Origin of the sequence: Listeria rocourtiae subsp. hofi (assembly GCF_963575615.1) — a bacterium.
GTDB classification, from domain to species: domain Bacteria; phylum Bacillota; class Bacilli; order Lactobacillales; family Listeriaceae; genus Listeria_A; species Listeria_A hofi.
Genome location: NZ_CAUYTL010000010.1, coordinates 19,112 through 42,449 on the forward strand (window position 1 = coordinate 19,112; position 23,338 = coordinate 42,449).

General features: G+C 41.0%; 25 protein-coding genes and 1 pseudogene. 19 read left to right on the plus strand and 7 right to left on the minus strand.

Annotated features, from left to right (window positions below; genetic code table 11):
- Window positions 1-351 precede the first annotated feature (351 nt).
- From R8925_RS06395 to R8925_RS06405, 3 genes are all read left to right on the plus strand, one after another.
- Window positions 352-1,257 (plus strand): acetamidase/formamidase family protein, encoded by a 906-nt coding sequence (locus R8925_RS06395; RefSeq protein WP_430535065.1) that lies wholly within the window; start codon window positions 352-354, stop codon window positions 1,255-1,257.
- Window position 1,258: 1 nt separating this feature from the next.
- Window positions 1,259-2,614, plus strand: a complete 1,356-nt coding sequence (locus R8925_RS06400) for an APC family permease (RefSeq protein ID WP_430535066.1) — start codon at window positions 1,259-1,261, stop codon at window positions 2,612-2,614.
- A 103-nt stretch (window positions 2,615-2,717) separates the two neighbouring features.
- Complete coding sequence (locus R8925_RS06405; protein WP_430535067.1) at window positions 2,718-2,993, plus strand: hypothetical protein; 276 nt, start codon at window positions 2,718-2,720, stop codon at window positions 2,991-2,993.
- Between the two features lie 16 nt (window positions 2,994-3,009).
- On the opposite strand, the gene R8925_RS06410 is transcribed toward R8925_RS06405, so the two are convergent.
- The 3 genes from R8925_RS06410 to R8925_RS06420 all read right to left on the minus strand — a co-directional run bounded on the left by R8925_RS06410 (window position 3,010) and on the right by R8925_RS06420 (window position 5,342).
- Window positions 3,010-4,467 carry a sodium:solute symporter family protein gene (locus tag R8925_RS06410; protein WP_430535068.1) on the minus strand — a complete coding sequence of 486 codons (1,458 nt, stop codon included), beginning with the start codon at window positions 4,465-4,467 and terminating at the stop codon, window positions 3,010-3,012.
- Window positions 4,464-4,655 (minus strand): DUF3311 domain-containing protein, encoded by a 192-nt coding sequence (locus R8925_RS06415; protein ID WP_430535069.1) that lies wholly within the window; start codon window positions 4,653-4,655, stop codon window positions 4,464-4,466. Before R8925_RS06415 ends, R8925_RS06410 begins: the two co-directional genes overlap by 4 nt.
- 348 nt (window positions 4,656-5,003) lie before the next feature.
- Window positions 5,004-5,342 (minus strand): DUF898 family protein, encoded by a 339-nt coding sequence (locus tag R8925_RS06420; RefSeq protein WP_430535070.1) that lies wholly within the window; start codon window positions 5,340-5,342, stop codon window positions 5,004-5,006.
- Between the two features lie 129 nt (window positions 5,343-5,471).
- On the opposite strand from R8925_RS06420, the gene R8925_RS06425 reads away from it, so the two are divergent.
- The 11 genes from R8925_RS06425 to R8925_RS06475 all read left to right on the plus strand — a co-directional run bounded on the left by R8925_RS06425 (window position 5,472) and on the right by R8925_RS06475 (window position 16,103).
- A complete protein-coding gene (locus R8925_RS06425) occupies window positions 5,472-5,948 on the plus strand; it encodes a hypothetical protein (RefSeq protein ID WP_430535071.1) in 477 nt (158 codons plus the stop codon).
- Window positions 5,949-6,091: 143 nt separating this feature from the next.
- A complete protein-coding gene (locus R8925_RS06430; protein ID WP_430535072.1) occupies window positions 6,092-6,859 on the plus strand; it encodes an ABC transporter ATP-binding protein in 768 nt (255 codons plus the stop codon).
- Window positions 6,846-8,825, plus strand: a complete 1,980-nt coding sequence (locus R8925_RS06435; RefSeq protein WP_430535073.1) for an FtsX-like permease family protein — start codon at window positions 6,846-6,848, stop codon at window positions 8,823-8,825. Before R8925_RS06430 ends, R8925_RS06435 begins: the two co-directional genes overlap by 14 nt.
- Before the next feature lie 57 nt (window positions 8,826-8,882).
- Entirely contained in the window at window positions 8,883-9,560 is a 678-nt protein-coding gene (locus tag R8925_RS06440; RefSeq protein WP_430535074.1) for a response regulator transcription factor, read from the plus strand.
- 13 nt (window positions 9,561-9,573) lie between these two features.
- A complete protein-coding gene (locus R8925_RS06445) occupies window positions 9,574-10,440 on the plus strand; it encodes an NAD-dependent epimerase/dehydratase family protein (protein WP_430535075.1) in 867 nt (288 codons plus the stop codon).
- A 119-nt stretch (window positions 10,441-10,559) separates the two neighbouring features.
- Window positions 10,560-11,012 carry a hypothetical protein gene (locus R8925_RS06450; protein ID WP_430535076.1) on the plus strand — a complete coding sequence of 151 codons (453 nt, stop codon included), beginning with the start codon at window positions 10,560-10,562 and terminating at the stop codon, window positions 11,010-11,012.
- A 32-nt stretch (window positions 11,013-11,044) separates the two neighbouring features.
- Window positions 11,045-12,775, plus strand: a complete 1,731-nt coding sequence (gene ade, locus R8925_RS06455) for an adenine deaminase (RefSeq protein ID WP_430535077.1) — start codon at window positions 11,045-11,047, stop codon at window positions 12,773-12,775.
- A 1-nt stretch (window position 12,776) separates the two neighbouring features.
- Window positions 12,777-13,820 (plus strand): sensor histidine kinase, encoded by a 1,044-nt coding sequence (locus R8925_RS06460; protein ID WP_430535078.1) that lies wholly within the window; start codon window positions 12,777-12,779, stop codon window positions 13,818-13,820.
- Window positions 13,821-13,826: 6 nt separating this feature from the next.
- Window positions 13,827-14,921 carry an iron-containing alcohol dehydrogenase family protein gene (locus R8925_RS06465; RefSeq protein ID WP_430535079.1) on the plus strand — a complete coding sequence of 365 codons (1,095 nt, stop codon included), beginning with the start codon at window positions 13,827-13,829 and terminating at the stop codon, window positions 14,919-14,921.
- A complete protein-coding gene (locus R8925_RS06470) occupies window positions 14,918-15,412 on the plus strand; it encodes a GNAT family N-acetyltransferase (RefSeq protein WP_430535080.1) in 495 nt (164 codons plus the stop codon). The genes R8925_RS06465 and R8925_RS06470 overlap by 4 nt, the downstream gene beginning before the upstream one ends.
- A gap of 34 nt (window positions 15,413-15,446) precedes the next feature.
- Window positions 15,447-16,103, plus strand: coding sequence for a DNA alkylation repair protein (locus tag R8925_RS06475; protein WP_430535081.1), 657 nt, complete (start codon window positions 15,447-15,449; stop codon window positions 16,101-16,103).
- 31 nt (window positions 16,104-16,134) lie between these two features.
- Here the strand turns inward: R8925_RS06475 and R8925_RS06480 are convergent, their stop codons facing one another.
- Both R8925_RS06480 and R8925_RS06485 read right to left on the minus strand, forming a co-directional pair.
- Window positions 16,135-16,794, minus strand: a complete 660-nt coding sequence (locus R8925_RS06480) for an RloB domain-containing protein (protein WP_430535082.1) — start codon at window positions 16,792-16,794, stop codon at window positions 16,135-16,137.
- Window positions 16,795-18,132 carry an AAA family ATPase gene (locus R8925_RS06485; RefSeq protein ID WP_430535083.1) on the minus strand — a complete coding sequence of 446 codons (1,338 nt, stop codon included), beginning with the start codon at window positions 18,130-18,132 and terminating at the stop codon, window positions 16,795-16,797.
- Between the two features lie 286 nt (window positions 18,133-18,418).
- Here R8925_RS06485 and R8925_RS06490 point away from each other — a divergent pair, with 286 nt between their 5' ends.
- Together R8925_RS06490 and R8925_RS06495 are read left to right on the plus strand one after the other, a co-directional pair.
- Entirely contained in the window at window positions 18,419-18,613 is a 195-nt protein-coding gene (locus R8925_RS06490; RefSeq protein ID WP_430535084.1) for a hypothetical protein, read from the plus strand.
- Window positions 18,614-18,661: 48 nt separating this feature from the next.
- Window positions 18,662-19,600: a glycosyltransferase family 4 protein gene (locus R8925_RS06495; protein ID WP_430535085.1), complete on the plus strand. Its 939-nt coding sequence runs from the start codon at window positions 18,662-18,664 to the stop codon at window positions 19,598-19,600.
- 133 nt (window positions 19,601-19,733) lie between these two features.
- Here the strand turns inward: R8925_RS06495 and R8925_RS06500 are convergent.
- Window positions 19,734-20,202 (minus strand): annotated as a pseudogene (locus R8925_RS06500) (LysR substrate-binding domain-containing protein); the annotation flags it as partial.
- Between the two features lie 348 nt (window positions 20,203-20,550).
- Here R8925_RS06500 and R8925_RS06505 point away from each other — a divergent pair.
- The 3 genes from R8925_RS06505 to R8925_RS06515 all read left to right on the plus strand — a co-directional run bounded on the left by R8925_RS06505 (window position 20,551) and on the right by R8925_RS06515 (window position 22,444).
- Entirely contained in the window at window positions 20,551-20,829 is a 279-nt protein-coding gene (locus R8925_RS06505; protein WP_430535086.1) for a hypothetical protein, read from the plus strand.
- Between the two features lie 12 nt (window positions 20,830-20,841).
- On the plus strand, window positions 20,842-21,057 hold the full coding sequence (locus tag R8925_RS06510) for an NAD(P)H-dependent oxidoreductase (RefSeq protein ID WP_430535087.1): 216 nt from the start codon (window positions 20,842-20,844) through the stop codon (window positions 21,055-21,057).
- A gap of 76 nt (window positions 21,058-21,133) precedes the next feature.
- Window positions 21,134-22,444, plus strand: a complete 1,311-nt coding sequence (locus R8925_RS06515) for an MFS transporter (protein WP_430535088.1) — start codon at window positions 21,134-21,136, stop codon at window positions 22,442-22,444.
- On the opposite strand, the gene R8925_RS06520 is transcribed toward R8925_RS06515, so the two are convergent.
- The gene (locus R8925_RS06520) at window positions 22,436-23,335 is read right to left on the minus strand and encodes a LysR family transcriptional regulator (RefSeq protein WP_430535089.1); all 900 of its coding nucleotides are present in this window, start codon (window positions 23,333-23,335) and stop codon (window positions 22,436-22,438) included. The genes R8925_RS06515 and R8925_RS06520 overlap by 9 nt on opposite strands.
- Between the last annotated feature and the right edge of the window lie 3 nt (window positions 23,336-23,338).

Below are 23,338 nucleotides of genomic sequence, written 5' to 3' on the forward strand. Positions count from 1 at the left end.
AACGAGGAGTGATGCGATTATGAGGGAACTCCGTTTTCAAGAAAAGATGGATGGATTTCGAATTCGGTTAATGTCTTATAATTCTAAGATGCTTACGTACATCACTATTGTTGCACCCAGAGATAATGCTGGGGCATGCTACTAGGAAATTTAATCGCAAAAATCCATATGCCATTTCATTTGACTGGACGAAGAAAGCAGATATTATATTAGAATAATTCTATCTCGAAAAGCTAGGCACAGATTAATCGGTGTCTGGCTTTTATATTTGCAATTGTCAAAAATCTACATTGACAAACGATGTTGTTAGCTATAAAATGAGGACAATCAACTGGAAAGGGTGACATCAAAATGGTACAGATAATTAAAAAAGGCACACCGATTTATGCGATGGATAAGGCGAATAAACCGGTTGCAACTGTGAAAGATGGCGATCGATTGATTTTTGAAGCATATGATTGCTTTGAAGACCAAATTACAGACGAACAAGGTGCTTTTGAGAAGTTGGACTGGAATCGAATTAATCCGGCAACAGGCCCAGTTTTTGTAGAAGGGGCAGAGGTTGGCGATATTCTTGCAGTGACGATTGAAAAGCTTGATATTGGTGATACGGCAACGCTTTTTACAGGTCCTGATTCGGGCGTTATGGGTGATGAGCTAACGGAAAATACAATTCGTCGCCTCCCGATTGTAAATGGAACAATTGAGTTTTCAGAAAATATAGAACTACCGCTAAATACAATGATTGGTGTCATTGGGACGGCTCCTGCTGGGGATGCGGTTTCATGTGGAACGCCTGATTCGCATGGTGGGAATATGGACTGTAAAGAAATTGGCGAAGGGACGACATTATTTCTGCCAGTGAATGTTGCAGGAGCTTTGCTTGCGATGGGAGATTGTCATGCGGCAATGGGGGACGGTGAAGTTTCGGTTTGCGGAGCAGAGGTGCCTTGTGATATTACAGTGACAGTGAAAGTTATCAAAAATAAAGATTGGCCGACGCCGTTTTTAATTCGTGATGGGAAGTTGGCAACGATAGCTTCTGCGAAAACGTTAGATGAGGCAAGTGTGATGGCAACGAAGCAGATGGCTCATTTTGCGGAGCAGTACACAGATTTGTCAAAAGGAAACGCGATTCATTTGCTATCATTGGCAGCCGATTTGCGCGTTTGTCAAGTTGTTGATCCGAACAAAACGGCGCGGATGGTATTACCACTTACGTATCTTACAAAATGGAGCACAGAGGAGCTGAACTAACATGGCACAACCAGAAAAAGGGAGTTTGGAGTCATTTGGCTACAAGCAGGAATTAAAGAGAACATTAACATTGAAGGATTTAGTTATTTATGGACTGATATTTATGGTCCCGATTGCTCCGTTCGGTATTTATGGAGAAGTCGTAACAGCATCAAAGGGAATGATTGTACTAACCTACATGATTGGTATGGTTGCGATGCTATTTACGGCACTTAGTTACGGCTCGATGTCACGGGCTTTTCCAATTGCGGGTTCCGTATACGCTTATGCTCAGCGCGGAATTAATAAAACAGTTGGATTTCTCGCTGGTTGGATGATTTTGCTGGACTATGTCTTTGTGCCGGCGCTACTTTATGTCGTTTCGGCGAACTCGTTAAAAGCGATTGTGCCGGATGTGCCAGTTTGGATTTGGCTTGTAGTATTTATTTTAGTAAACAGTTGGATTAACATTCGCGGGATTGCATTTACGGCACGGGCGAATATTATTTTCCTAGTTGGAGAATTGATTGTGCTGGCGATTTTTATTGCGGTGGGTGTTGTTGCAATTTCGAATGGTGCGGGCGATGGTGTGACGATGAAACCGATTTATAACGCTGCTGACTTTAACTTGCCATTCGTGATGACTGCGGTTTCTGTGGCGGTGCTTAGCTTCCTAGGTTTTGATGGGATTAGTACGCTTGCCGAGGAAACAAAAGGTGGCAATAAGACGGTCGGTAAAGCGATTTTATGGGCGCTGATGTTGGTGGGATTCTTGTTCATCATTCAGACGTACATCGCAGCATTGATTCATCCGGATTATCTTAATTTTGACAATATTGACACGGCATTCTACCAAATTGCAGGAGAAGCTGGCGGGCCGTTCTTGAAAAATGTAACGATTATCGCAACGATTCTTTCTTGGGGCTTTGCCAATGCACTCGCTGCACAGGCGGCAATTTCACGGATTTTATTCGGGATGGCGCGCGATCAAAATCTGCCTAAGTTCCTTGCAAAAGTGCATCCGCGTTTCCAAACGCCATATTTAAGTACGCTTATGGTTGGACTCGTGTCGTTAATAGTCGGACTTATCTTCGTAAACGATATTGGAATACTATCATCAATCGTTAATTGTGGTGCACTAACGGCATTCCTAGTTATTCACGTTTCTGTAGTTTACCATTACATCATCAAGATGAAATCGAAAAATTACTTGTTACACTTAGTAGTCCCAGTAATCGGCTTCTTGATTATCTTGTATGTGATGATAAATCTTGATAATCTAGCGAAAATTATCGGTATTTCCTGGCTTGCTGCTGGAGTTGTCTATTACACGATTCTACGTCTGGCTAAAAAGAAAACAACGATTGATATGGACTAATTATTAAAAAAACATAATGTAAATACTATCATTTTTTCATGATACAAAGGGTTCCTATCTGTTATACTAGTTTCTTAACTTCACAAGGTGATAGGAGGCAGGCATGAAGAAAAATACAATTTTCAAAATCGGTGCTGTCGTCATGATGACTCTTACTTTTTCTTCAGGTTTTGACGCGACTAGCGCGATGATTTTAGATACACAGCAGGCGGTACATGCAGCGGTAATAGAGCAAAAGATACCAGATTCGAGCATTCCTGTTCATTGGGATGAAAAGACGCTAAATCATGCTGATGTACATGAAAATCAAGATACGCCACTTCGTTTAAAAGAGGCGGAGAGACTTTCGCGTATAGATACAAGAAGAAGACAAGAATGAAACCTCGGAGCAGACATTAAATCGTGTCTGTTCCGAGGTTTTTTCGTGTTAGGAGACTTACAACTAGCGTCACGATTACGTTCGCTGCTAGTGGTAAGAAACCAATATTAATATCGCTAATTGCAGTTGGTGCGCCGGGAAGCAGTGTTGCAAGCGTCATGCTGTAATTGCTAATGAAGATTGTAATCAGAATACCAACGATGATGCCTGTGAGCGCACCTTGTTTTGTCACTGGATTACGCTTCATGAGGCTAGCGAATAGCGATGGACATAGCTGCACAATTAAGCTATAGCCAACCTGGAGAATTGCAGCGAGGGCATTCCCACCTTGGAAAACGAATAAGCAAGAAATAATTGCGAGTACAGGGACACAAAACTTAGACAGGCTAGCAATTTTAGCATCGGATGTATTTGGTTTGTAACTATAAATAATGTTTTTCGTCAGCAGAGTCGCAGCGCTCATGAGTAGCATTGAACCAGGGACGAGAGCGGTTAGCATACCCGCGGCGCCAATAATTCCAACGAACCACGGATCAAAAGTTTTCATCGCGAGTTGTAATAGCGCAAGGTCGCTGGCGTCACCTTCTAGCCCAGGAATCTGCAAAACAGCGGCAAGTCCGATAAAAATAACAAATAAGAGCATTAATGTGTAAATTGGACTAACAATCGCGTTTTTACGGAAGGTTCGGGCATTTTTAGCTGTGAAAGTGGATGCGAAAACTTGAGGCCACATGTAGAAACCAAGTACGTAAAACAGGACGGTTGAAATGAACCAAGTCACGGTATATGTCGTATGTGGAAATGTGAGTAGTTCTGGTTTTACCGCTGCAATTTGGTCGAACATTTGGCCGATACCACCGTAATAGTGAATCGGTAAGTAAATCCCCATAAAGACGATAACCGCAAGAATCATGAAATCTTTGAGAACGGCGATCCAAGCAATCCCTCGAACACCGGAGATGACCGAGTAAATAATAATCGCTATTGTACCTACGACCACAGCAACTTGCATTGGAATCGCGCCGTAAGAAGTCAAGGAGACGATAATGCCAAGTCCTTTTAACTGGATGACAACGATTGGAATAATCGCAATAACACCAACGAGCGCTACGACAACACCGAGCAGATTACTATCATATTTTTTTGCGAAAAAATCAGACTGGGAAACGAGTCGATGTTCGTGTGCATATTTCCAGATGAGCGGCAATAAAAAATAAGATGTGACGTAGGATAGTGCAATATACACCATCACATACACCGCAGATATACCTTTGGAGTACGCCCAGCCACTGCCTCCAAGAAAAGAAAATGTCGTGTAAACTTCACCTGCTGTAAGCAGAAATACGAAAACGGTATTAAAACTACGGCCACCAACGGCCCAATTTTCCAGATTCATTTTTTGCTTTTGGCGTGCTCTGATTCCGATGACTAAAGTAAGCAGGAAAAATGCGGTTAAGATGATGAGTGCGGTCATTGTTCCTCCCCCTTATTTTGCTTATCGAAGCGATAGACGATGCCTAGGATGCACGTGGAAAGCAGGATTCCTGCAGCAACCCAGAATAAGTTGAACGGCATTCCAAGAATCATCGGCTGTATTCGATTAGCAAACGGCATTCCGACTAATATGAAGATAAATGGAATAATGAGTAGCAACTTTGCCATGATATCCCTCTTTTCTTAATTGAAAACTGCTTTTATATTACATTATTATAAGTGTTTTTTCAATTGTTGGGGCTGTTCGAATGCAATGAGTTACAGCCCCAATATACATGAGAGCAGAGCGAGCATGTAATCCAAACCGGCTGTTCAAATGCAATGAGTTACAGCCCCAATATACATGAGAGCAGAGCGAACATGTAATCCGAACCGGCTGTTCAAAATGCCAATATGCCTAGTAGCAACAAGGAGAGGCGGACATTCCAGGTCTTTAGAACACGGATGAAGTACATCTTTCAGCGTCACTCTTCACATGATTGGAAAATAGGGCTTCCCTCTTTTTCGTGTATCCAACTAGTTAACAAACGTTGTGTTTTTTGCTTTCCAATCTTCCAATTTAATAAAGACCCAGAAAGAATAGATGCCAAGTGTGATGATGATGAGCAATAACCATTTTATCCAATTACCAAATAAACCAAAAGCGGAGCCACGGAATTGCATTCTGCGTCCTTCGATGACAGTATGGTTTATTTTCCAGCCATAAATCATCGTCAATGCCCATGGATAACAAATGCCGAGCGTAATAACGGTTACAATAATTCCAAGGATACTCCAACCGATAAATTGAAATAGACCACCGTCAAAAAAAGAGGTTCGTCCGTTCTTCGTTTCGTAAAAATCTTCACTAGCCATTTTAGTCACCTCCATTACATTAGGTACATTTTAACGTAAAAAAGGAAAGTTTGTCGAGAATAACCCTATCTTTCTCGTTTTATTCAAGGTACAATAATAGTAAGTCTAAATTTAAATGAGGTTTTTATTTTGGTCGAAAATTTTGGAGAAAAGATTGCAAGTGGAGAAAAGGCACAATTTAAGGTAAATCATATATTAGTTATTTCAAGTAGCTTGTTGTGGATTGCGATAGGGCTATTATTATATGTTGTTTTTGATTATGTAAAGGCGATAAATGGCACCGAAAAGCTGATTTTACTAATTTTTATTGGTTTTGTTGTGTTACGCCCGTTATTTCGTTTACTTAATTTGTCACCGACGCTGGAGCTTTCTATGGATGGAATCGCGTATCGTGGTGATTTTCAAGCATGGGATCAGGTGGAGGAAGTGAAGATTGTGATGCCATCGTTTAAGCTTTTTTCACAAGGTAGGATGCTGGTTTATACAAAAATCAAGGATAAGCGAGAAATGGCCTGGGATATCGTTGCGGCGGATGTGAATATGCCACTTGCAGATTTAGAAGCATTAATTGAAGAATGTATGTCATTGTATAAAAAGGAAGAATAAGCATAAATAGAGGCTTTTCTTGATTGATTTGTAGTCGTCATGGAAGGCTTTTTTTGTATCTACATCTTAAGGTCAGGTGGGCAAGAGGGTGTAACTTAGTGTACAATAGATACAAGAGATTTTGGAGCGGAGGTTTTTGGTGGATGGGAGTTATTTTGCAAGCGAAGAATGTTCGAAAAGTATATGGCTCGAAAAGTACGCTTTTTCCTGCGTTAAATAGTGTTAGCTTAGAGGTGCATGAAGGTGAATTTGTTGGTGTAATGGGGCCAAGCGGTGCTGGGAAATCGACGTTATTGAATGTGCTGTCAACGATTGATAAAGCAACTTCTGGTAGCATTGAAATAGATGGCAAACCTTTTGAGGATATGCGTGCAAAAGAGATGGCTGTTTTTCGAAGGGATAAGTTGGGCTTTATTTTTCAGGATTATAATTTGTTGGATACGATGACGATTAAGGATAATATTGCGCTACCATTGTCGCTTTCTAAGATAAAGCCAAGCGAAGTTGAGACACGTGTTGCGGATGTGATGCGTCAATTTGGAATTGCGGATTTGGCGGATAAGTATCCGAATGAAGGTTCTGGCGGACAGAAGCAACGGACAGCGGTTAGTCGGGCGATGGTGACCAATCCGGCATTGATTTTTGCAGATGAGCCTACGGGTGCACTAGATTCGAAGGCTGCGACAAATTTGCTGGAAAGCCTAGTTCAGGCGAAGGAGGCGCGTAATGCGACAATTATGATGGTAACGCATGATGCGTTTGCGGCGAGTTTTTGTGAGCGAATTTTGTTTATTAAGGACGGGGAGTTGTTCACGGAGATTTATCGGGGAACGGCGACACGGAAGCAATTTTTTCAGAAGATTTTAGATGTGCTGGCGATGCTTGGCGGTGGTATGAATGACACTATTTAATATTGCCTTTACGAATGTACGCAAAAACTTTAACCAGTTTTCGATGTATCTTGGCTCGCTAATTCTAAGCGTGTTGATTTATTTTACGTTTGTATCGTTGGCGTACAATGAGAGTATCGGAATAATCTTTGATAAGTGGGGAATTGGTGGGCAAGGTGTCTTTTTGGCAGCGGCGATTGTATTGATTTTGTTTGTTGCTTTTTTTGTTTTCTATTCTAGTAATTACTTTACGCGGAGTAGGAAGCGGGAATTAGGACTGTATTCTCTATTAGGGCTACGCAAGGGGCAAATTGGCCGAATTATTTTTTATGAGAATTTGATGATGCATCTTATGGCGGTTGTCGGAGGAATTTTGATAGGTGTTTTCTTTTCTAAGTTTTTCTCGATGTTACTATTCCGTATTATGGATTTATCGATTCCGAGTGGTTTTACATTCTCATTTTCAGCGGTCTTATCTACGGTTTTTGTGTTTGGAATTATTCTTATTGTAACGACAGCGAATGGGTATTGGATTGTTTATCGGCATAGCATGGTGGAACTATTTAAAGCAGATACGCGGGAAAAAAATCCTGCGAAAGGCTCGCTTACGTTATCTATTGTGGGTATCTTTTTGATTGGATTTGGTTATTTTTTAGCAACGCGCTCGGTAGAAAGTTCCATCTTTTGGTCGAACAACTTTTTTTTGGCGGCGACTTTATTTGTGCTGTTCGGTGTGGTTCTAGGGACTTGGCTTGTACTGCGTTTTTTATTTCCATATGTTGTGTATAAATTGTTTTTAAACAAGTCGTTTTTCTATAAAGGAACGAATATCTTAACCGTGACTTGGCTTCGTTATCGCATGAAAAAGACGGCAGGGACACTGACGATGATTGCTGTGTTGAGTGCCACCACTTTGACGATTATTGGTGCGCTCGGATCGATTTATATGAACATCATTTCTTTTGCGGAGAGCTCCAACCCAAACAGTTATCAAACGCTGTGGAGTACGCAAACAGAGCGGGAAAAAATTTATGAGGCGATTAGGGAAAGTGACTCACATACGTTGATTTATCATGAGACAGTAGATCTTTATGAAGCGGATGTATTAGAGAAGGTGGATGAAAATGTACCTTTTGAGGAACAGCGGATGACATATTTTGAGGTGATGTCATTGTCAGACTATAACCGATTGGCGATGAAATTGGACAATAATTCGAAAAAAGTGAAGGAATTAGCAGCTGGAGAAGCCATATACCTTAGCCCAAATGGTCGCTTTGATAATAAGAAACGTATGCACTTGTATATGGAGAAACCTTATACATTACAGTTTAGAAATAATCCAAATAAGTATAAATTGGCAATCGTAGATGTTTATAATCATGTAGTGTTGAATTCGGATATGGCTAGCTCAGTTTTAGTTATAAATGATGCGCTTTACAAGGAAATCAGCCAGAAATCAATGCCAAGACATATTGATATTTTTCAAGTATCAAACTCAGATAAGGCAGAAGTATTGGATCATAAAATTCAGAAGATTATTGGTGGAGATTCCTATATGTGGAATAGAAGCATGTCGAGTTTTTATTCCAATTATCATTTGATTAGTACGCTTATCGGTGTGATGCTTTATATTGGGATGTTTATGGGCGTTGTGTTTTTTGCAGCAACAGGTAGTATTATTTATTTTAAGCAAATTACGGAAGCGGTGGATGAAAGATCACGTTTTGCTGTTCTTCAAAAGATGGGCATGAGTCATAAAGAGATTCGTACTGTTATCGCTAAGCAAGTGTTACCGGTATTTTTAATCCCGCTTATTTTGGGGGTTTGTCATAGTATAGTAGCGATGATTAGTTTGTCGGTGAATCTGAGATATAGTATTGGTGCCCCGGTGCTGATTAGCACGACGATTTACACGATATTTTTCATTATTTACTATTTTGTTTGTGTATCAACCTATACGAATATGGTGTCTAATGGCGATGATTAACGTTTGAATAGTGGCTGAATTTTCTGTACAATGGAATGAAGCGAGGGAGAGATGAGTATGGTAAAAGTATATATAGTGGAGGATGACATCGTTATTCGTGATACGATACAAAAACATTTATCGAAATGGGGATTTGAAGTTGCAGTTGTGGCTGATTATAACAATATTTTGAATGAGTTCTTGGAAGTTGAACCTCAATTGGTGATTTTGGATGTGAATTTGCCATACTTTGATGGGTTCTATTGGTGCAATAAAATTCGTGAAGTATCAAATGTGCCGATTATTTTCTTGTCGTCGCGGGATTCGCGAATGGATCAAATTATGGGAATGAATATGGGGGCGGATTATTACATCGAAAAACCTGTGGATTTAGATGTACTAATGGCGCGAATTAATGCACTAATTCGGCGTACGTATTCGTATGCGGAACTGGAAGAGCCGAATGTGATGGAGCATAATAATGTTTTCTTGCATATTGATACGAATACATTGACGTATTTGGATGAGAAAGTGGAATTGACGAAAAATGAATTCTTGATTTTATATGAGTTATTGAAGCAAAAAGGACGAATTGTGAGCCGTGACGAGATTATGCGTGTGTTATGGGAAGATGAGAGTTTCGTGGATGATAATACACTGACTGTAAATGTTGTACGGATTCGCAAAAAGTTGACGGAAATTGGTTTAGCAGACTTTATTACGACTAAAAAAGGGCAAGGATATATGATTGAGTAAGGGAGTGCTTCATTTGAAAATTCTAGTTTTTGGTGGAACGCGATTTTTTGGTAAGAAATTGGTTATGCGATTGCTTGCGGAAGGGCATGATGTGACGATTGCGACGCGCGGCAAGACGGCGGATGATTTTGGCGATGCGGTGAGACGAGTGAAAATAAAACGTGAGGCTCGTGAGGATTTATTTTGTTTGGCGCAGGAGAAATGGGATGTTGTTTATGATAATATTTGTTTTTCGCCACAAGATGCGCTGTATTCGATTGCAGCTTTTCGGGACAAGGTCGGAAAATATGTATACACATCTTCGCTTTCGGTGTATCGGATGCGGGATCGGGCGTTAGTGGAAGCTGATTTTGATCCGTTTCATTATGAGATTGTGACGGGATCGCGTGAGGATTTTGATTACGGTGAAGGAAAACGTTTGGCGGAGGCGGTATTTTTCCAAAAGGCGAATTTTCCTGTCGTTGCAGTTCGTTTTCCGATTGTGCTTGGTGAAGATGATTACACGGGAAGACTTGAATTTCATATCAATCATGTGCAAGCAGGCGAGGAGATTGGAATGCCAAATGAAGACGCTGAAATGGGCTTTATTTCGTCGGACGAGGCGGCTGATTTCTTGGTTTGGATTGGCACGAAGTCAGATGTCGTTGGTCCGATTAATGCGGCGAGTAATTCGGTATATCGATTGTCCGAGTTAATGGCTTTAATTGAAGTAGCGACTGGAAAACTCGCAATTGTAGAGGAGAATACAGAGGATAATGATGATTCTCCTTTCGGTGTTGAAAAAACGTATTATCTGGATAACTCGAAGGCAAAAGAGGCTGGATTTGAATTTCGCGACTTACGAGAATGGTTGCCGAAGCTGATTGACAAAAAAGTATAAGTATGTGAAAACAGGTGTCTTTTCGTTAGGCGCTTGTTTTTATTTTTTCGCGTGTTGTATGTGAATTTAGTGTATAATAAGGCAGTGAAGAAAAATGAGAAAAAGGATGTGACGAAGGAATGCTTTCCTTTGAAGAGAAGAAGAATATTATTGATGAATATACAGAACTAGAGGCACATCCCGTTTCGATGGGGCGGATTAATTATCATTTCCCTGATAGTGTGCGTGAAAAAAGAATTGCGGTCAATCATTTGCATCCGAATGGGAATGCGTTTGTGTATGCACCTTATCTAGATGAGGCGGACAAGAATGGCTTTGTTAATATTCGTGAGGCGACAGAGAGTGAGATTCGAGAGCTTGTGTCGGGCGCCATTTCATTTTTGAGTACGGATGGGGATGAATTTGAAGAAGGCTATGAGGAAGAATTTCGTGATGCATACCGGACTGTGTTGATTTTGCGTTATGAGAATAAGATGTGGGCGATTTATTCGGATGATCATTTGGAAGCAATTTTTCCTTCTCGCGAGGCGGCAGATGGTTATTTGGCGGATGAAGGTTTCCAAGCAAGATAAGAACAATTAAGGCGTGAGAGGGGGAAGCGTTGATGCGGAAAGTAAAACAATTACAGGAACGTGTTGCGGTGAGTGATTTGCGTGTAGCTGCGGATATTGTTATTAAGAATGGTCGAATTGTGAACGTTTTTTCGGGTGAAATTATGGAAGGCGATGTCGCGATTAAGAGTGGGTATATCGTTGGGATTGGCGACTTTGAGGATGCAGCAGAGATTATTGATGCTCACGGTCAGTTTATTGTTCCTGGTTTCATTGATGCGCATGTTCATGTAGAGAGTGCGATGGTGCCTCCTTCTGAATTTGCGCGTGTGTTGTTACCAAACGGAGTGACAACAATTGTGACGGACCCGCATGAGATTGCTAATGTGGCAGGGACAGGAGGCATTGAGTTTATGTTGGCGGATGCGCAAGAGTCGCCGCTCGATATGTATGTCATGTTGCCATCTTCTGTTCCCGCGACGCCTTTTGAGCATAATGGTGCAACGCTTGAGGCGAGCGATTTACGAGCGCTTTACCAGCATGAAAAAGTGATTGGACTGGCCGAAGTCATGGATTTCCCTTCTGTGGCGCATGGTCAAAAGGACATGTTACAAAAAATTGTGGATGCTGAGCGGCATGGTGGGCGAATTGATGGGCATGGTGCTGGGCTTTCAAAAGCGGATTTAAATAATTATTTAGCTGTTGGGATTCGGACGGATCATGAGAGTACAACGGCAGTTGAGGCGATGGACCGTTTGCGTGCTGGCATGTTTGTGATGCTCCGTGAGGGAACGGTTGGACGTGATATGATACATACGTTACCTGCTGTGAATCCGAAGAATAGCCATCGTTTCTGCTTTTGCACGGATGATAAATTAATTGATGATTTATTAGAAGAGGGCTCAATCAACTACAATGTGCGGCTCGCGATAGCCAATGAGATTGATCCAGTGATGGCGATTCAGATGGCGACGATTAACGCGGCAACATGTCACAAATTACCTCATATTGGTGCTGTTGCAGCGGGTTATCAGGCGGATATTTTGTTTTTACGTGATTTGGAGACGGTGACAATCACGAAAGTAATGAAGCGTGGTCAGGTTGTTGTTGATGATGGTATACGCGAGGAAGCTTTGTTTAAAAAGGCGGATAGTGCGTTTCAGTCACCGATGATTAGACATTCGCTACAAGTTGATGATTTGAAGCTTGCCATGAAGAATGCTACTGCTAATGTGATTGGTATGCAGCCAAATAGCTTGTTTACGGAACATTTGGTGGAAACGGTTAATGTTCAAGATGGTGAATTTCAAGTTTCGGTGGATGCGGATCAGTTGAAAATGGTCGTTGTCGAGCGGCACAAGGGAACAGGGTGCGTTGGTGTCGGGATTGTGAAAGGCTTTGGTATTCGGAATGGAGCGATTGCGACGACGGTTGCGCATGATTCTCATAATATTGTGGCAGTCGGCTCGTCGGATGCGGACATTATGCTAGCTGTTGAGCACATTACGAAAATTGGTGGCGGCGTTGCAGTTGTAAATGATGGAAAAGTAGCGGCGGATTTAGCATTGCCAATTGCTGGACTTTTGAGTGTGCAGCCGTATGAGAAAATTCAATATCAGCTTGGACGACTAAATGATGCTTTCCGTGATGTGAGTGCGAAACAAGGTTTTGATCCATTTTTGACGTTATCGTTTTTGACTTTACCAGTTATTCCGAATTTGAAATTGACAGATCAGGGATTATTTGATTTTAATCAGTTTGGTTTTATTGAAGTGGAGGTTTAGTATGAATTGGTGGAGCTATGTACGCGATAAGAAGTTTTTTCTATTGTTTTTTGTAGTCGTGATGTTTTTTATCGGTGTTTTGCTTGCCGTTGATCCGAATAGTCAGTTGACACTCGGCAATATTATTTATTTGTATGTGTTTATGTTGCTGTTTTTGCTGGCGTATTTGGTACTCGGTTATTCGTTTAAACGTACGTATTGGAATGAGATGAAGCAATTGGTAGATGGCGAGATTGAGGAAAATATTCTCGAGTTATTGCCAAAACCGCGGACGCGCGAACAGGCTTTTTTCAATGAATTGATGCGAAAAAAACATTGGGAGGAGCAGCGGGCGCTTACGAAGCTACGTGATAAGCAACAGGAGTATCATGATTTCATTTTATATTGGGTACACGAGGTGAAAACGCCGATTGTGGCGAGTAAAATGCTGATTAACAATCCCGATTTGAACGATCCTACGACGATTTATCGCGGTGTGGAGGCGGAGCTTGATTCGATTGATCGACTTGTCATGCAGGCGCTTTATTATTCGCGACTGGACACGTTTGCAAAGGATTACTTTATTCAGGAAATGGCGCTAGGGCCTGTAATTCGAGATTGTGTGAAGCGTCATTCGAAACTGTTTATTTCGAAAAAAATGAAGCTTGATTTGGCGGAAATTAAGGTCGATGTGCGCAGTGATAGCAAATGGCTCGGTTTTATTTTGGATCAGGTGATGACGAATGCGCTGAAATATACGGATGATGGCGGCGAAATTAAGGTTTGGTGTGATGTGAGTGCTTCTGATGGAACTGTGGCGCTACATATTCGTGATAATGGTATCGGAATTAAGGATGAGGATTTGCCACGCGTTTTTGAGCAAGGTTTTACTGGAATGATTGGCCGGACGGAGAAGAAGGCAACGGGAATGGGACTTTATTTAGCGCGACAAATGTCGGGTAAATTGGGGCATCAGATTGCTATCTCTTCGGAAAGTGGTGTTGGAACGGAGATTGTAATTACGTTTCAACAAAAAGAGGATTATTTATTAATTGCAAAGGACTGAGGGCTTGTGGAGAAAAAATTGATTGTTCGCGGTGCGCCGCAGGAATTTGAGTGTCGCGTTGGTGCATGGGAGGCGCTTGGCGAGCATTTGGAACGTCGAGATGTGAAGCATATTTTGGTGATTCATGGTGGTGTTTCTTGGGAGAAAGTGCGCCGTTTTTTCCCAGAGTTGCCGGATGTGGACGCGATTTTTGAGGCGTATGGCGGGGAATGTTCGTTTGAGGAACGGGACCGGATGGCGGAACTGGCGCGAGATGTGGATGCTATTATTGGTGTCGGAGGCGGGAAAATTGCGGATTTAGCGAAAGCGGTTGCGGTTTGCTTGGCATTGCCAGTCGTTATTTTACCAACCTTGGCGGCGACTTGTGCTGCTTGGACGCCACTTAGTGTGATGTATGACGCGCGCGGAGAGATGTTGCAATATGATATTTTTGCGCGAAGTAATGCGCTTGTGTTGCTTGATCCTGCGGTGATTTTGGATTCGCCAATCGAGTTGATGGTCGCTGGGATTGGTGATACATTGGCTAAATGGTACGAGGCAGATGTGATTATTTCGCAACTTGCGGAACGTTCTGTTGCGATTGATATTTCGCTTTACACGGCAAAATTGTGTCGGGATATTTTGCTGGAATCGAGTGCTGCGGCGCTTGAGGCAATGCGTGAGGGTGAACTGAGCGCGGCGTTTGTGAAAGTAGTTGAAACGAATATAATGATTGGTGGCATGGTCGGTGGTTTTGGTGATGATTATGGCCGAACTTCTGGCGCGCATTCCATTCATGATGCGCTGACGGTTATGGAGGCGACGCATCATTTACTACATGGGGATAAAGTGGCATACGGTGTTTTTGTGCAATTGATGATTGAGGGACGAGCGGATGAGATTATGAGATTGGTACCGTTCTATCGGGAGTTAGGATTGCCGAAGTGTTTGTATGATATGGGATTAGAAAGCTTGTCGGACATGGAATTAAAGCAGGTGGCAGAGCGCGCGACCGCGGTGGATGAGACGATTCACTTAATGCCGGGCGTGATTACAGCGGCCACTGTTTTGAAAGCAATCAAAGAATTGGAAGTTTTAATGACGGGAGTGCGTTCTATATGATTACGATTGACGTAGTAAAGCAAGAAGATGCAATCGGAGTTCGTGAGGTACTAGAAGCAAGTTTTCCAACGCACGCGGAAGCCAATCTAGTGGATGCGATTGTTGATTCTGAGCATTACGTGCCGGAACTTGCGCTTGTTGCGAGAAATGGCGCAGAAATTATTGGTTACAGTTTGCTGAGTGAGTGCTATATTGGAGAGGAACTAATTCTGGTATTAGCACCAGTTGCTGTGAAACCCGAATGGCAAGCACGGGGTATTGGTGCACAGTTAATTGAGGCTGGGATTGTAAGAGCAAAAACCACAAACTACAGTTGTATCAGCGTTTTGGGCCATGAAACGTATTATCCACGATTCGGATTTGAGTTAGCAAAAAACTATCAAATTACGGCACCGTTTGACGTTCCAGACGTGAATTTTATGGTTTGTCCGCTAGCAGAAGCGACCCCAGCCGGAATGGTTCGCTATCCAGCAAGTTTTGATGTTGTTTAGTAAGTGAAAAATGCTTAAAAAGGAGTTATTAACAATGGATAATAAAGTGAAACGCTCTTCAGAAGCAGAAAATATTTTAGCTCAGATTAACGATCAAACGAAGCTCGGCGATTTAAGAAAAATTGCGAAAGATATTAAAAAAAATCACGAGCTGGCTATGGAACTTTGGTCAAGCGAAGCCTTTTTGCCGAGACTACTAGCTATCTTAATTATGGATAAAAAACTTCTCACGCAAGATACTTTAAATAAACTGGATAAAGACATGTTGATGCACCCTTTCAATGAGCGAAATAATTTGATGGACTGGTTAATGGCTAACCAACTTGCCAAAGATAAGAAAACAATTGCATTGATGGAATCCTGGGAAAACAGTGCTTCTGCTCTTCAACGGCGAATTTTTTGGTATTATCAAGCACGTCTCAGATGGACTGGGAAAACAGCACCGAAAAACACTGAGGTTTTGCTTTCCTCAATCGAAGCCAACATTGTGAAAGAAGAGCCAGAAGTAAAATGGGCTATGAATTTTTTGGCAGGTTGGATTGGTGTGTATGATGAAAGCAACCGTACCCGCTGTATTAAACTAGGTGAGAAAACCGGGCTTTATAAAGGGGAGGCAGTGTCAAAAGGATGTACTCCTAACTATTTGCCAGAGTTTATTACAACGGAAGTTAATAAACGACAGAATAGCTAGGCTTTTAAAAAAATTAATCCCCATTAATAATTTAATCTCGACTAAGTGCCTGCAACTCCTTCACTAATAAATCCACATACGTGAAAGTTTCGCGGGTAATGAAGTAATCGAGCAGAGCTTCCTCTGTGAAATCAGGAAGTTCTGTTACATAGCGTTTTTTTTCACGCGCACTGCCAGATAGAATAATTCTCCGAGATTTTTTTGCATTGGCGCTGGCTGCTCGTAAATTAGCATAGAGTCGCCCGCGTTCTTTGATGTACCAGCGCTCTTTTTTTGTATAGTCTCGGGCAACGGTTTTATTAAGTGCAGCTTGGGAGATGAACCGCTTCGTGTAGACGCCGTGGTACATGCAGAGCCAAACTTCAAAACTGCGGCCGGAAACGAATAGTTGAGCATTATCGCCTAGACTTGCAAGATTACGGATTTTTTTCTTGACATATCGCAAGTTAGAGCGATCTTCTGTAAAATCCAAGTCGGTTATAATGAAAAATTTATCATCGGGATGAGCGCTGAATTTCAGCGCTTTTTTGAATTTGGTTTCTTGTGCGTGTGTGTAAATTTTTAGCTGGTAGTTTTTAAGTCTGCGTTGGAAAAGTAGTTTGAAATAGTGGGCTTCGCAGCTATTTGGTTTGACGCCACCACTATCTTCTGGAATGAAAAGATGAACGATTTTGCGAATTTCGCGGCTCATTTAAAACACCTCCGGAACGGCTCCAAAACGACCGTCTAAATAAAGCGTTATCCAATTATGATTTTCGTACGTGATTTCTTTAAATTCGCTAAGGCTAAACACTTCACTAGCTTGGGTTTCACGATCTTTCTGGATGAAAATAACTTGTTCTTTGGCGAAGCGATCAGGATTTAGCAACAGTGGATTGTGGGAAGCGATGATGAACTGGGCTTGTTGCTCGTTTTCTTGATGGATAAATTTGTTCAGCAAGCCTTCTTGGATTTTGGTGTGGTATTTGTTGTCGAATTCGTCGCTAATAAAGAGAATTTCATTTTCTAGCGCGTCGAAAAGTCGAATCGAACTCTCAAGAAATTTCTTTGTGCCGTCGGATTCCATGCTCATGCTTAGTGGATAATTCACATCATCAACAATATGCGTGGTGCTGATTTCATAGCGGCGGTTTTTCTTCGTTGTCGCTATTAATTGGGCTTTCACTTCATTCGAAAAAGTAGCTTGTTCAATAGATGCCAACAGATTATCTGTCATATCAGTAATGGAAAAATCATGAATCGCAAAATCGAAATCGTAGAGTGTCTCTAGAATTTTATTTTTGAAATCGCTATCATTGTTTATTTGTTCGGCAAATGCTTCTAGGGAATCGCCATCGAATTGCTTTGTTTGGAAACCTTTTGTGATTTGCCTCGCTAGGCAGTGGGATACTTTGTAGGCAGGTGAAGCTGTTTCCTTACTGAAATAGGCTGTGTTGATGTCGTGAATGAGCATGGAGAGAATGGATTTATGAGTAATGTTTTCCTGTTCGATTTTATTGAAAAGCGCTTTTAAATTAGTGTTTTTTTGAGAAATACGACTTTTAAATCTTTCAAAAATGGTAATCGGTTTTGATAATGTTGTTTTGAGCATTTTTTTGTATGTTAAGGATTCTTGTTGGATCTCCAAGCTCGCCACGTCGATGGCCAGTTCGTATGTGTATTGGATATCTTGGTTTTCCTGAAAATTTGGCTCAATAAACGTCACAGAAAAGCGGCTTATAGTATCTTTTGTTTCTGAGAACTTGAAGCTGTCGGGCGTGACTTCAAAATCAGTTTTTTCGTTGTACATGTGGCTTTTTTGAAGCATTGTGCGAATGAATTCGAAGGCATAGAGAAGATTGGTTTTACCGGATGCATTGGCGCCGTAAAGGATTGCCCCATTTAAGACGCATCTTTTTTTCTGGTTGTCGTAGTAAGTATAGAGTGTGTTTTGTTTGAAGACATTCACAGCGCTATACTGATAATCTAGGGTAATGCTTATTTTTTCATGTATCGAAAAGAAATTGGTGACGGTTATTTTAGAAAACATCGAATTCGACTCCTATCCTTTTATTTTATTATACCATTTACTAAAAAAAAGAAGTTTTAATTTGTAGTAAATTACTGTAATTAACTTGCGGAGGTAGCTTTCTGCATAACGTAGTGTTAATAGAAATCCAATTTATCAAAGCTATACTATTTTATAGTTACATTGATTAAAAATAAGTATCCGTGATTACCTTATAATGAGGTATGTAATTGTGCTAACCTTATAAATACAACTAAAGTAATATTTAGTAGCCGTAATTAATATTTTGACCGCATGGAGGATATTTATGAAAAAAATTGCGATTATTTGCACCGAGGATAAGCCTGTACCAGCTGTAGAAGGAGGAGCAGTTGAAACAATTGTTGAGAATATTATACGCTTAAATAAGAAAAAAAAACTAGCGAATATTGATATCTATTCGACTGCAAATGAAACGATAGATGTTGAAGGGGATGAAAATACTCGATATTATTTTTTTTAAGGAAAAAGCAGTAGAATTGAAAAACTAAGAAACAGAGTTGTACTCAAAATGGGATTTAAAAATATGTATAGGTGTCGTTTCTTAAATCAAGTTATCAAGCAACTGAAAGATTCAGATTACGATTATATTATAGTACAGAATAGACCACAATTTATATTAAAATTAAAAAAACACCTAAAAAATAGTAGTAAGATAATTTTGCATCTGCATAACAAGCACATTTTTACTAATTCTTTTTCAAGTTCATTAAATGAACAAATATATGATGGTTTTGATGGTATTTTGGGGGTTAGTGATTTTATTCGAGAACAAGTTTTTCTACATGCGCCTCGAATGTGTGCTAATAAAGTAAAAACATTACAAAACATGGTAGATACGGAAAAATTTAAGTCAATGGCTGTAGAAAAGATAGCAGTATATGAAAAATTAGCCAATAAAAATGTCGTTTCTTTTCATGGAAGACTGATACCTGAAAAAGGTGTACTAGAGATGATAATTGCTTATAAGATAGCTGCCAAGTCAATTTCCAATCTAGCACTGCTTATTATTGGGAAATTAAATAATACGTCTTATTGTGAGCGTCTAAAAGAAGAAATGAATAAAGATATTATTTTTGTGGATGGTATCTCGCATTCAGAAATTGAAAAGTATCTGAGTATTGCTGATTTAAGTGTAGCCCCATCACTTTGTGACGAAGCAAGTGGTTTAGCACATCTAGAAAGTTTAGCGATGGGGAAACCATTAATTACAACAACTGGTGGTGGGCCAGAAGAATTTATCGAGCACAGAAAAACTGGATTTTTAGTGGATGTTACACCTAATTTTGAAGAATCCCTAGCAGCACAGATTATAGATTGTTTTGAGGACCGAGAGCTAATGCTGAAAATAGGGGATAATGCAAGAGAATTTGTGGTTAAAAATCGTTCTTTAGACCAATATCTAGAAAACTTAGTATTCACATTAAATCTATTTGGAAGAAGGTCATAGTATTTAACTTTACAAAGCTAAGAACATGTTTTATATAGCATTGTAAAGAACTCCAAGATGATTTTTACAGGTTAGTCTAAAAATATAAGGCCATATGGCAGAAAGTAATTACTTGCAAGCAGAGAAAATAGAATCATTCAACCTCTTTAAAGTATGTTAACAAAAAATCACGGAACAGCAACTCGGACGGCGACATGTTCCGTCTTTTTGTCGTGATAATCCCAACCGATCGCCGCAATTCCTGATCCATCAACGCAATGCTTCGCGTCTCTCTAAATATCGCCCCATCTAAAATCATCTAGGGCAAAATGCTAATGCCAAGCACCAACCAATCCCTGAATCGTGTGGAAATCGCGGCTTTGAAAAATTGTCTCGAGTTTAATGCCTTTCATCCTCGCCGTATCTCCCACTAATGATACAAATCGAAATCTTTCGGGTTTCTCGTCCGCCAAATCTTTCAGCGCAACGGAATGCTCCCCAGCCAATCGATGCTCGCTCGGCACAATCAATTTCTCATCAAAAAAACGATGGGGTATAATATCGCCAGTCACCAACATCTGCTTCAAATCGCGATTCGAACCTACCATAAAACGATACGTAATTTATGGTTCCTATTTGGATGATGACTGGACAGATGCTTGTGATATTGGTAAAGTGGCCTAAATCAGGGAATCATCAGGAAAAGTCTACCATTGGAAAACATGAATTCAAGCACAAATATAGGATTTTTTCGCAAGGCGTTTTCCCGATGGAGCACCTTTTTGCGTGATTTTAACAAAGGTTTGACTACCACATGTCACGAATTTGAAGCATTCATGCTTGCCTTGGAGTGCACTCCATGTGTTTTAATTTACAGGCAGACGGTTGGAGGCGAGGTACAGAATGAACGCAAAATTACCTACAAAACTGCTCCAACTAAAAGAAGCTGCTGAGTTGGGAGATTGTAAAATATGAAGAAAATAATCGCTTTTTCGGCTATGGCTGTAGTCGTGCTAGCTATATGCGTTGTCGTAGCTATAGAGGTTAAAGGAGAGGACAAACAAATGAGTCATGCCAATTTATTTATCAATGCAAGTAAGAATCGGGACGGGAATACGACAAGGTTAGCCAAGGACTATTTTGACGGGCAACCTTATAAGCAAGTTAATTTAGTGGATTATGATATCAAGCAACTTGGGCAAAATAGCGATCCAGATGATTTTGAAAAGGTTCGTTCTGAGATTGAATAGGCTAAAAATATTGTGATTGGTACGCCTGTTTACTGGTCCGATATGACGGGGCTATTGAAAACGTTTATTGATCGACACGAGACGGTGGATACAAGATATGATGGGAAAAATGTGAAGATTATTGTTCAAGGTTCTAGCCCCACGGAAGGGGAAATCGCAGCCATTTCGCATGTGTTAGAGCATTGGACGGAACGGTTTAGTATGGAATATAAAGGAGTAATCAAATAGCAAAAATAGTAAACCTACCTGGTATTAAAAGACGACCAAGCAAGGCAATATGAAAAATTGGAGTGAATGATACAAAGTGAAACAAGAAAAATTCGGCATGGTTTTGCCAATTACATTATTAGCATATTTCTTAATTTTGATGGATAATTCTATTATTTTTACGAGTTCTACGCAAATTGGGCAAAGCTTGCAGATGTCCGCGACCAATTTATCGTGGGTGTCCAATGCATACACATTAACGTTTGGTGGGTTTTTATTATTGAGTGGTCGATTGTCAGATTTACTGGGACGTAAACGAATCTTTTTCATTGGCTTAACCATATTTGGCGTTAGTTCGCTGTTCATCGGTGTATCTCAAAATGCTACGATGATTGCGATGCGAGCTTTACAAGGTGTAGGTAGCTCGATTATTGCGCCTACGACATTAGCTTTAATGATGGACGCGTATACGGGAAACATGCGGCAAAAAGCGATTTCTTATTATGGCGCGATGGCAGGCATTGGGGCGAGTGTGGGGCTGTTAATCGGAGGAGCTCTGACAAGTTGGATTTCATGGCGAGCAGGGTTTTTAATAAATGTCCCTTTCACGATAGCGCTGATTTTCCTTACTTGGAAATATGTCAAAAGTTCTCCAACGAGTAAATCAAAAATCGACTATTTGGGAAGTTTATTATCGATATTAGGATTAGGAGGTTTTATTTTTGGCTTGACGGAAAGGAGTGCTGTCTTAATTGGCATTAGTATTCTTGTTTTAGTTGCTTTTGTTCTGCGGGAACGTGCCATTAAATTTCCTATTTTGCCATTGATGCTTTTCAAAAATCGAATTCGTTCTGGTGCTTACATCGCGCGCTTATTATTTATGATGGCGATGTTGCCGTATTGGTTTTTTGTGCCGCAAGTGATGCAGAGTGAATTTCATTTTTCAGCGTTACAAGCGGGGCTAGGATTTTTTCCGCTGACCATTTTGAATTTTATCGTAGCGATGCAGTTACCGAAGTTGGTCGCTAAATTTGGCAATAATCGTATGTTAATGGTGGGCGAGGTAATCCTATTTATTGGCTTATTGTGGACGGCTTTATCGGATTTGAGTAATGGTTATTGGATTGCGATTGCCCTGCCGATGTCTGTTATTGGTATCGGTCAAGGCTTGATATTAGCGCCAGTAACATCAGCGGGGGTTCATGATGCGCCTAAGGAACTAACTGGTGCTGCTAGTGGATTGACAAATACGATGCATCAAATCGGTGGGCCAATCGGACTTTCCATTATCGTGGCATCAACCGCCAATTTTCATATGGAAGTCGCCTTCATGACGCTGTTTACTCTCCTTGCTGGCATCATTGTGGCGGTTATGATTTTAGGTGGAAGCAGGACGAAGCTAGATTGATTTATTGCTATCAAAGTACCCCAACAAAAAATCACGGAACAGTGTCTCGGATGGCGACATGTTCCGTTTTTTTGTCGTGATAATCCCGACTGACCGCCGCAATTCCTGGTCCATCAACGCAATGCTCCGCGTCTCTTTAAATATCGCACCATCCAAAATCATCTCGGGCAAAATGCTGATTCCGAGCCCCGCACCAACCAATCCCTGAATCGTATGGAAATCGCGGCTTTGAAAAATCGTCTCGAGTTCCAGCCCTTTCATCCGCGCCGTATCTTCCACTAAATGAAACAAATCGAAATCTTGCGGGTACAAAATAAACTTCTCATCCGCCAAATCCACAAGCGAAACCGAATGCTTCTCAGCCAACCGATGTTCACTGGGCACAATCAACTTCAACTTCTCGTCAAAAAAGCGATGTGGCATCATCTCGTCATCCTCTTCCGGAACGGGTGATAAAAATGTCACATCAAGCGCACCAGTCACCAACATCTGCCTCAAATCGCGATTCGAACCTTCCATAAAACGATACGTAATATTCGGGTACTTCTCCCGAAATGCGGAAATCACGGCTGGCAGAACTTTCGTAGCAATCGAGTTCGGCAGTCCAACACGAATTTCGCCAATCGTCGGGTCAGCGTACTCTTCCACAATCGCCTGCGCTTTTTGTAATTCCTGTAAACCAATTTTGGCCTGACGCAAGAAATCCTGACCAACCGCTGTCAACTGCATATTGCGGCCAATCCGGTCGAACAATTTGATTCCTAGCTCTTCCTCAAGTTTTGTTATCTGTCTACTGACGGCAGATTGGGCGACGTGCAAATTTTCCGATGCTTGGGTCATATGTTCGACGCGAGCGACTTCCATAAAGTATTTTAATTGTCTTAGTTCCATAAC

Bases quoted from the DNA above. Each gene is read 5' to 3' on its own strand.
- ade (WP_430535077.1), top strand. From the start codon at position 11,045: ATGCGGAAAGTAAAACAATTACAGGAACGTGTTGCGGTGAGTGATTTG.
- R8925_RS06420 (WP_430535070.1), bottom strand. From the start codon at position 5,342: ATGGCTAGTGAAGATTTTTACGAAACGAAGAACGGACGAACCTCTTTT.
- R8925_RS06460 (WP_430535078.1), top strand. From the start codon at position 12,777: ATGAATTGGTGGAGCTATGTACGCGATAAGAAGTTTTTTCTATTGTTT.
- R8925_RS06480 (WP_430535082.1), bottom strand. From the start codon at position 16,794: ATGAGCCGCGAAATTCGCAAAATCGTTCATCTTTTCATTCCAGAAGAT.
- R8925_RS06405 (WP_430535067.1), top strand. From the start codon at position 2,718: ATGAAGAAAAATACAATTTTCAAAATCGGTGCTGTCGTCATGATGACT.
- R8925_RS06495 (WP_430535085.1), top strand. From the start codon at position 18,662: ATGGGATTTAAAAATATGTATAGGTGTCGTTTCTTAAATCAAGTTATC.
- R8925_RS06435 (WP_430535073.1), top strand. From the start codon at position 6,846: ATGACACTATTTAATATTGCCTTTACGAATGTACGCAAAAACTTTAAC.
- R8925_RS06485 (WP_430535083.1), bottom strand. From the start codon at position 18,132: ATGTTTTCTAAAATAACCGTCACCAATTTCTTTTCGATACATGAAAAA.
- R8925_RS06395 (WP_430535065.1), top strand. From the start codon at position 352: ATGGTACAGATAATTAAAAAAGGCACACCGATTTATGCGATGGATAAG.
- R8925_RS06490 (WP_430535084.1), top strand. From the start codon at position 18,419: ATGAAAAAAATTGCGATTATTTGCACCGAGGATAAGCCTGTACCAGCT.
- R8925_RS06410 (WP_430535068.1), bottom strand. From the start codon at position 4,467: ATGACCGCACTCATCATCTTAACCGCATTTTTCCTGCTTACTTTAGTC.
- R8925_RS06400 (WP_430535066.1), top strand. From the start codon at position 1,259: ATGGCACAACCAGAAAAAGGGAGTTTGGAGTCATTTGGCTACAAGCAG.
- R8925_RS06505 (WP_430535086.1), top strand. From the start codon at position 20,551: ATGAAGAAAATAATCGCTTTTTCGGCTATGGCTGTAGTCGTGCTAGCT.
- R8925_RS06430 (WP_430535072.1), top strand. From the start codon at position 6,092: ATGGGAGTTATTTTGCAAGCGAAGAATGTTCGAAAAGTATATGGCTCG.
- R8925_RS06520 (WP_430535089.1), bottom strand. From the start codon at position 23,335: ATGGAACTAAGACAATTAAAATACTTTATGGAAGTCGCTCGCGTCGAA.
- R8925_RS06440 (WP_430535074.1), top strand. From the start codon at position 8,883: ATGGTAAAAGTATATATAGTGGAGGATGACATCGTTATTCGTGATACG.
- R8925_RS06450 (WP_430535076.1), top strand. From the start codon at position 10,560: ATGCTTTCCTTTGAAGAGAAGAAGAATATTATTGATGAATATACAGAA.
- R8925_RS06415 (WP_430535069.1), bottom strand. From the start codon at position 4,655: ATGGCAAAGTTGCTACTCATTATTCCATTTATCTTCATATTAGTCGGA.
- R8925_RS06470 (WP_430535080.1), top strand. From the start codon at position 14,918: ATGATTACGATTGACGTAGTAAAGCAAGAAGATGCAATCGGAGTTCGT.
- R8925_RS06475 (WP_430535081.1), top strand. From the start codon at position 15,447: ATGGATAATAAAGTGAAACGCTCTTCAGAAGCAGAAAATATTTTAGCT.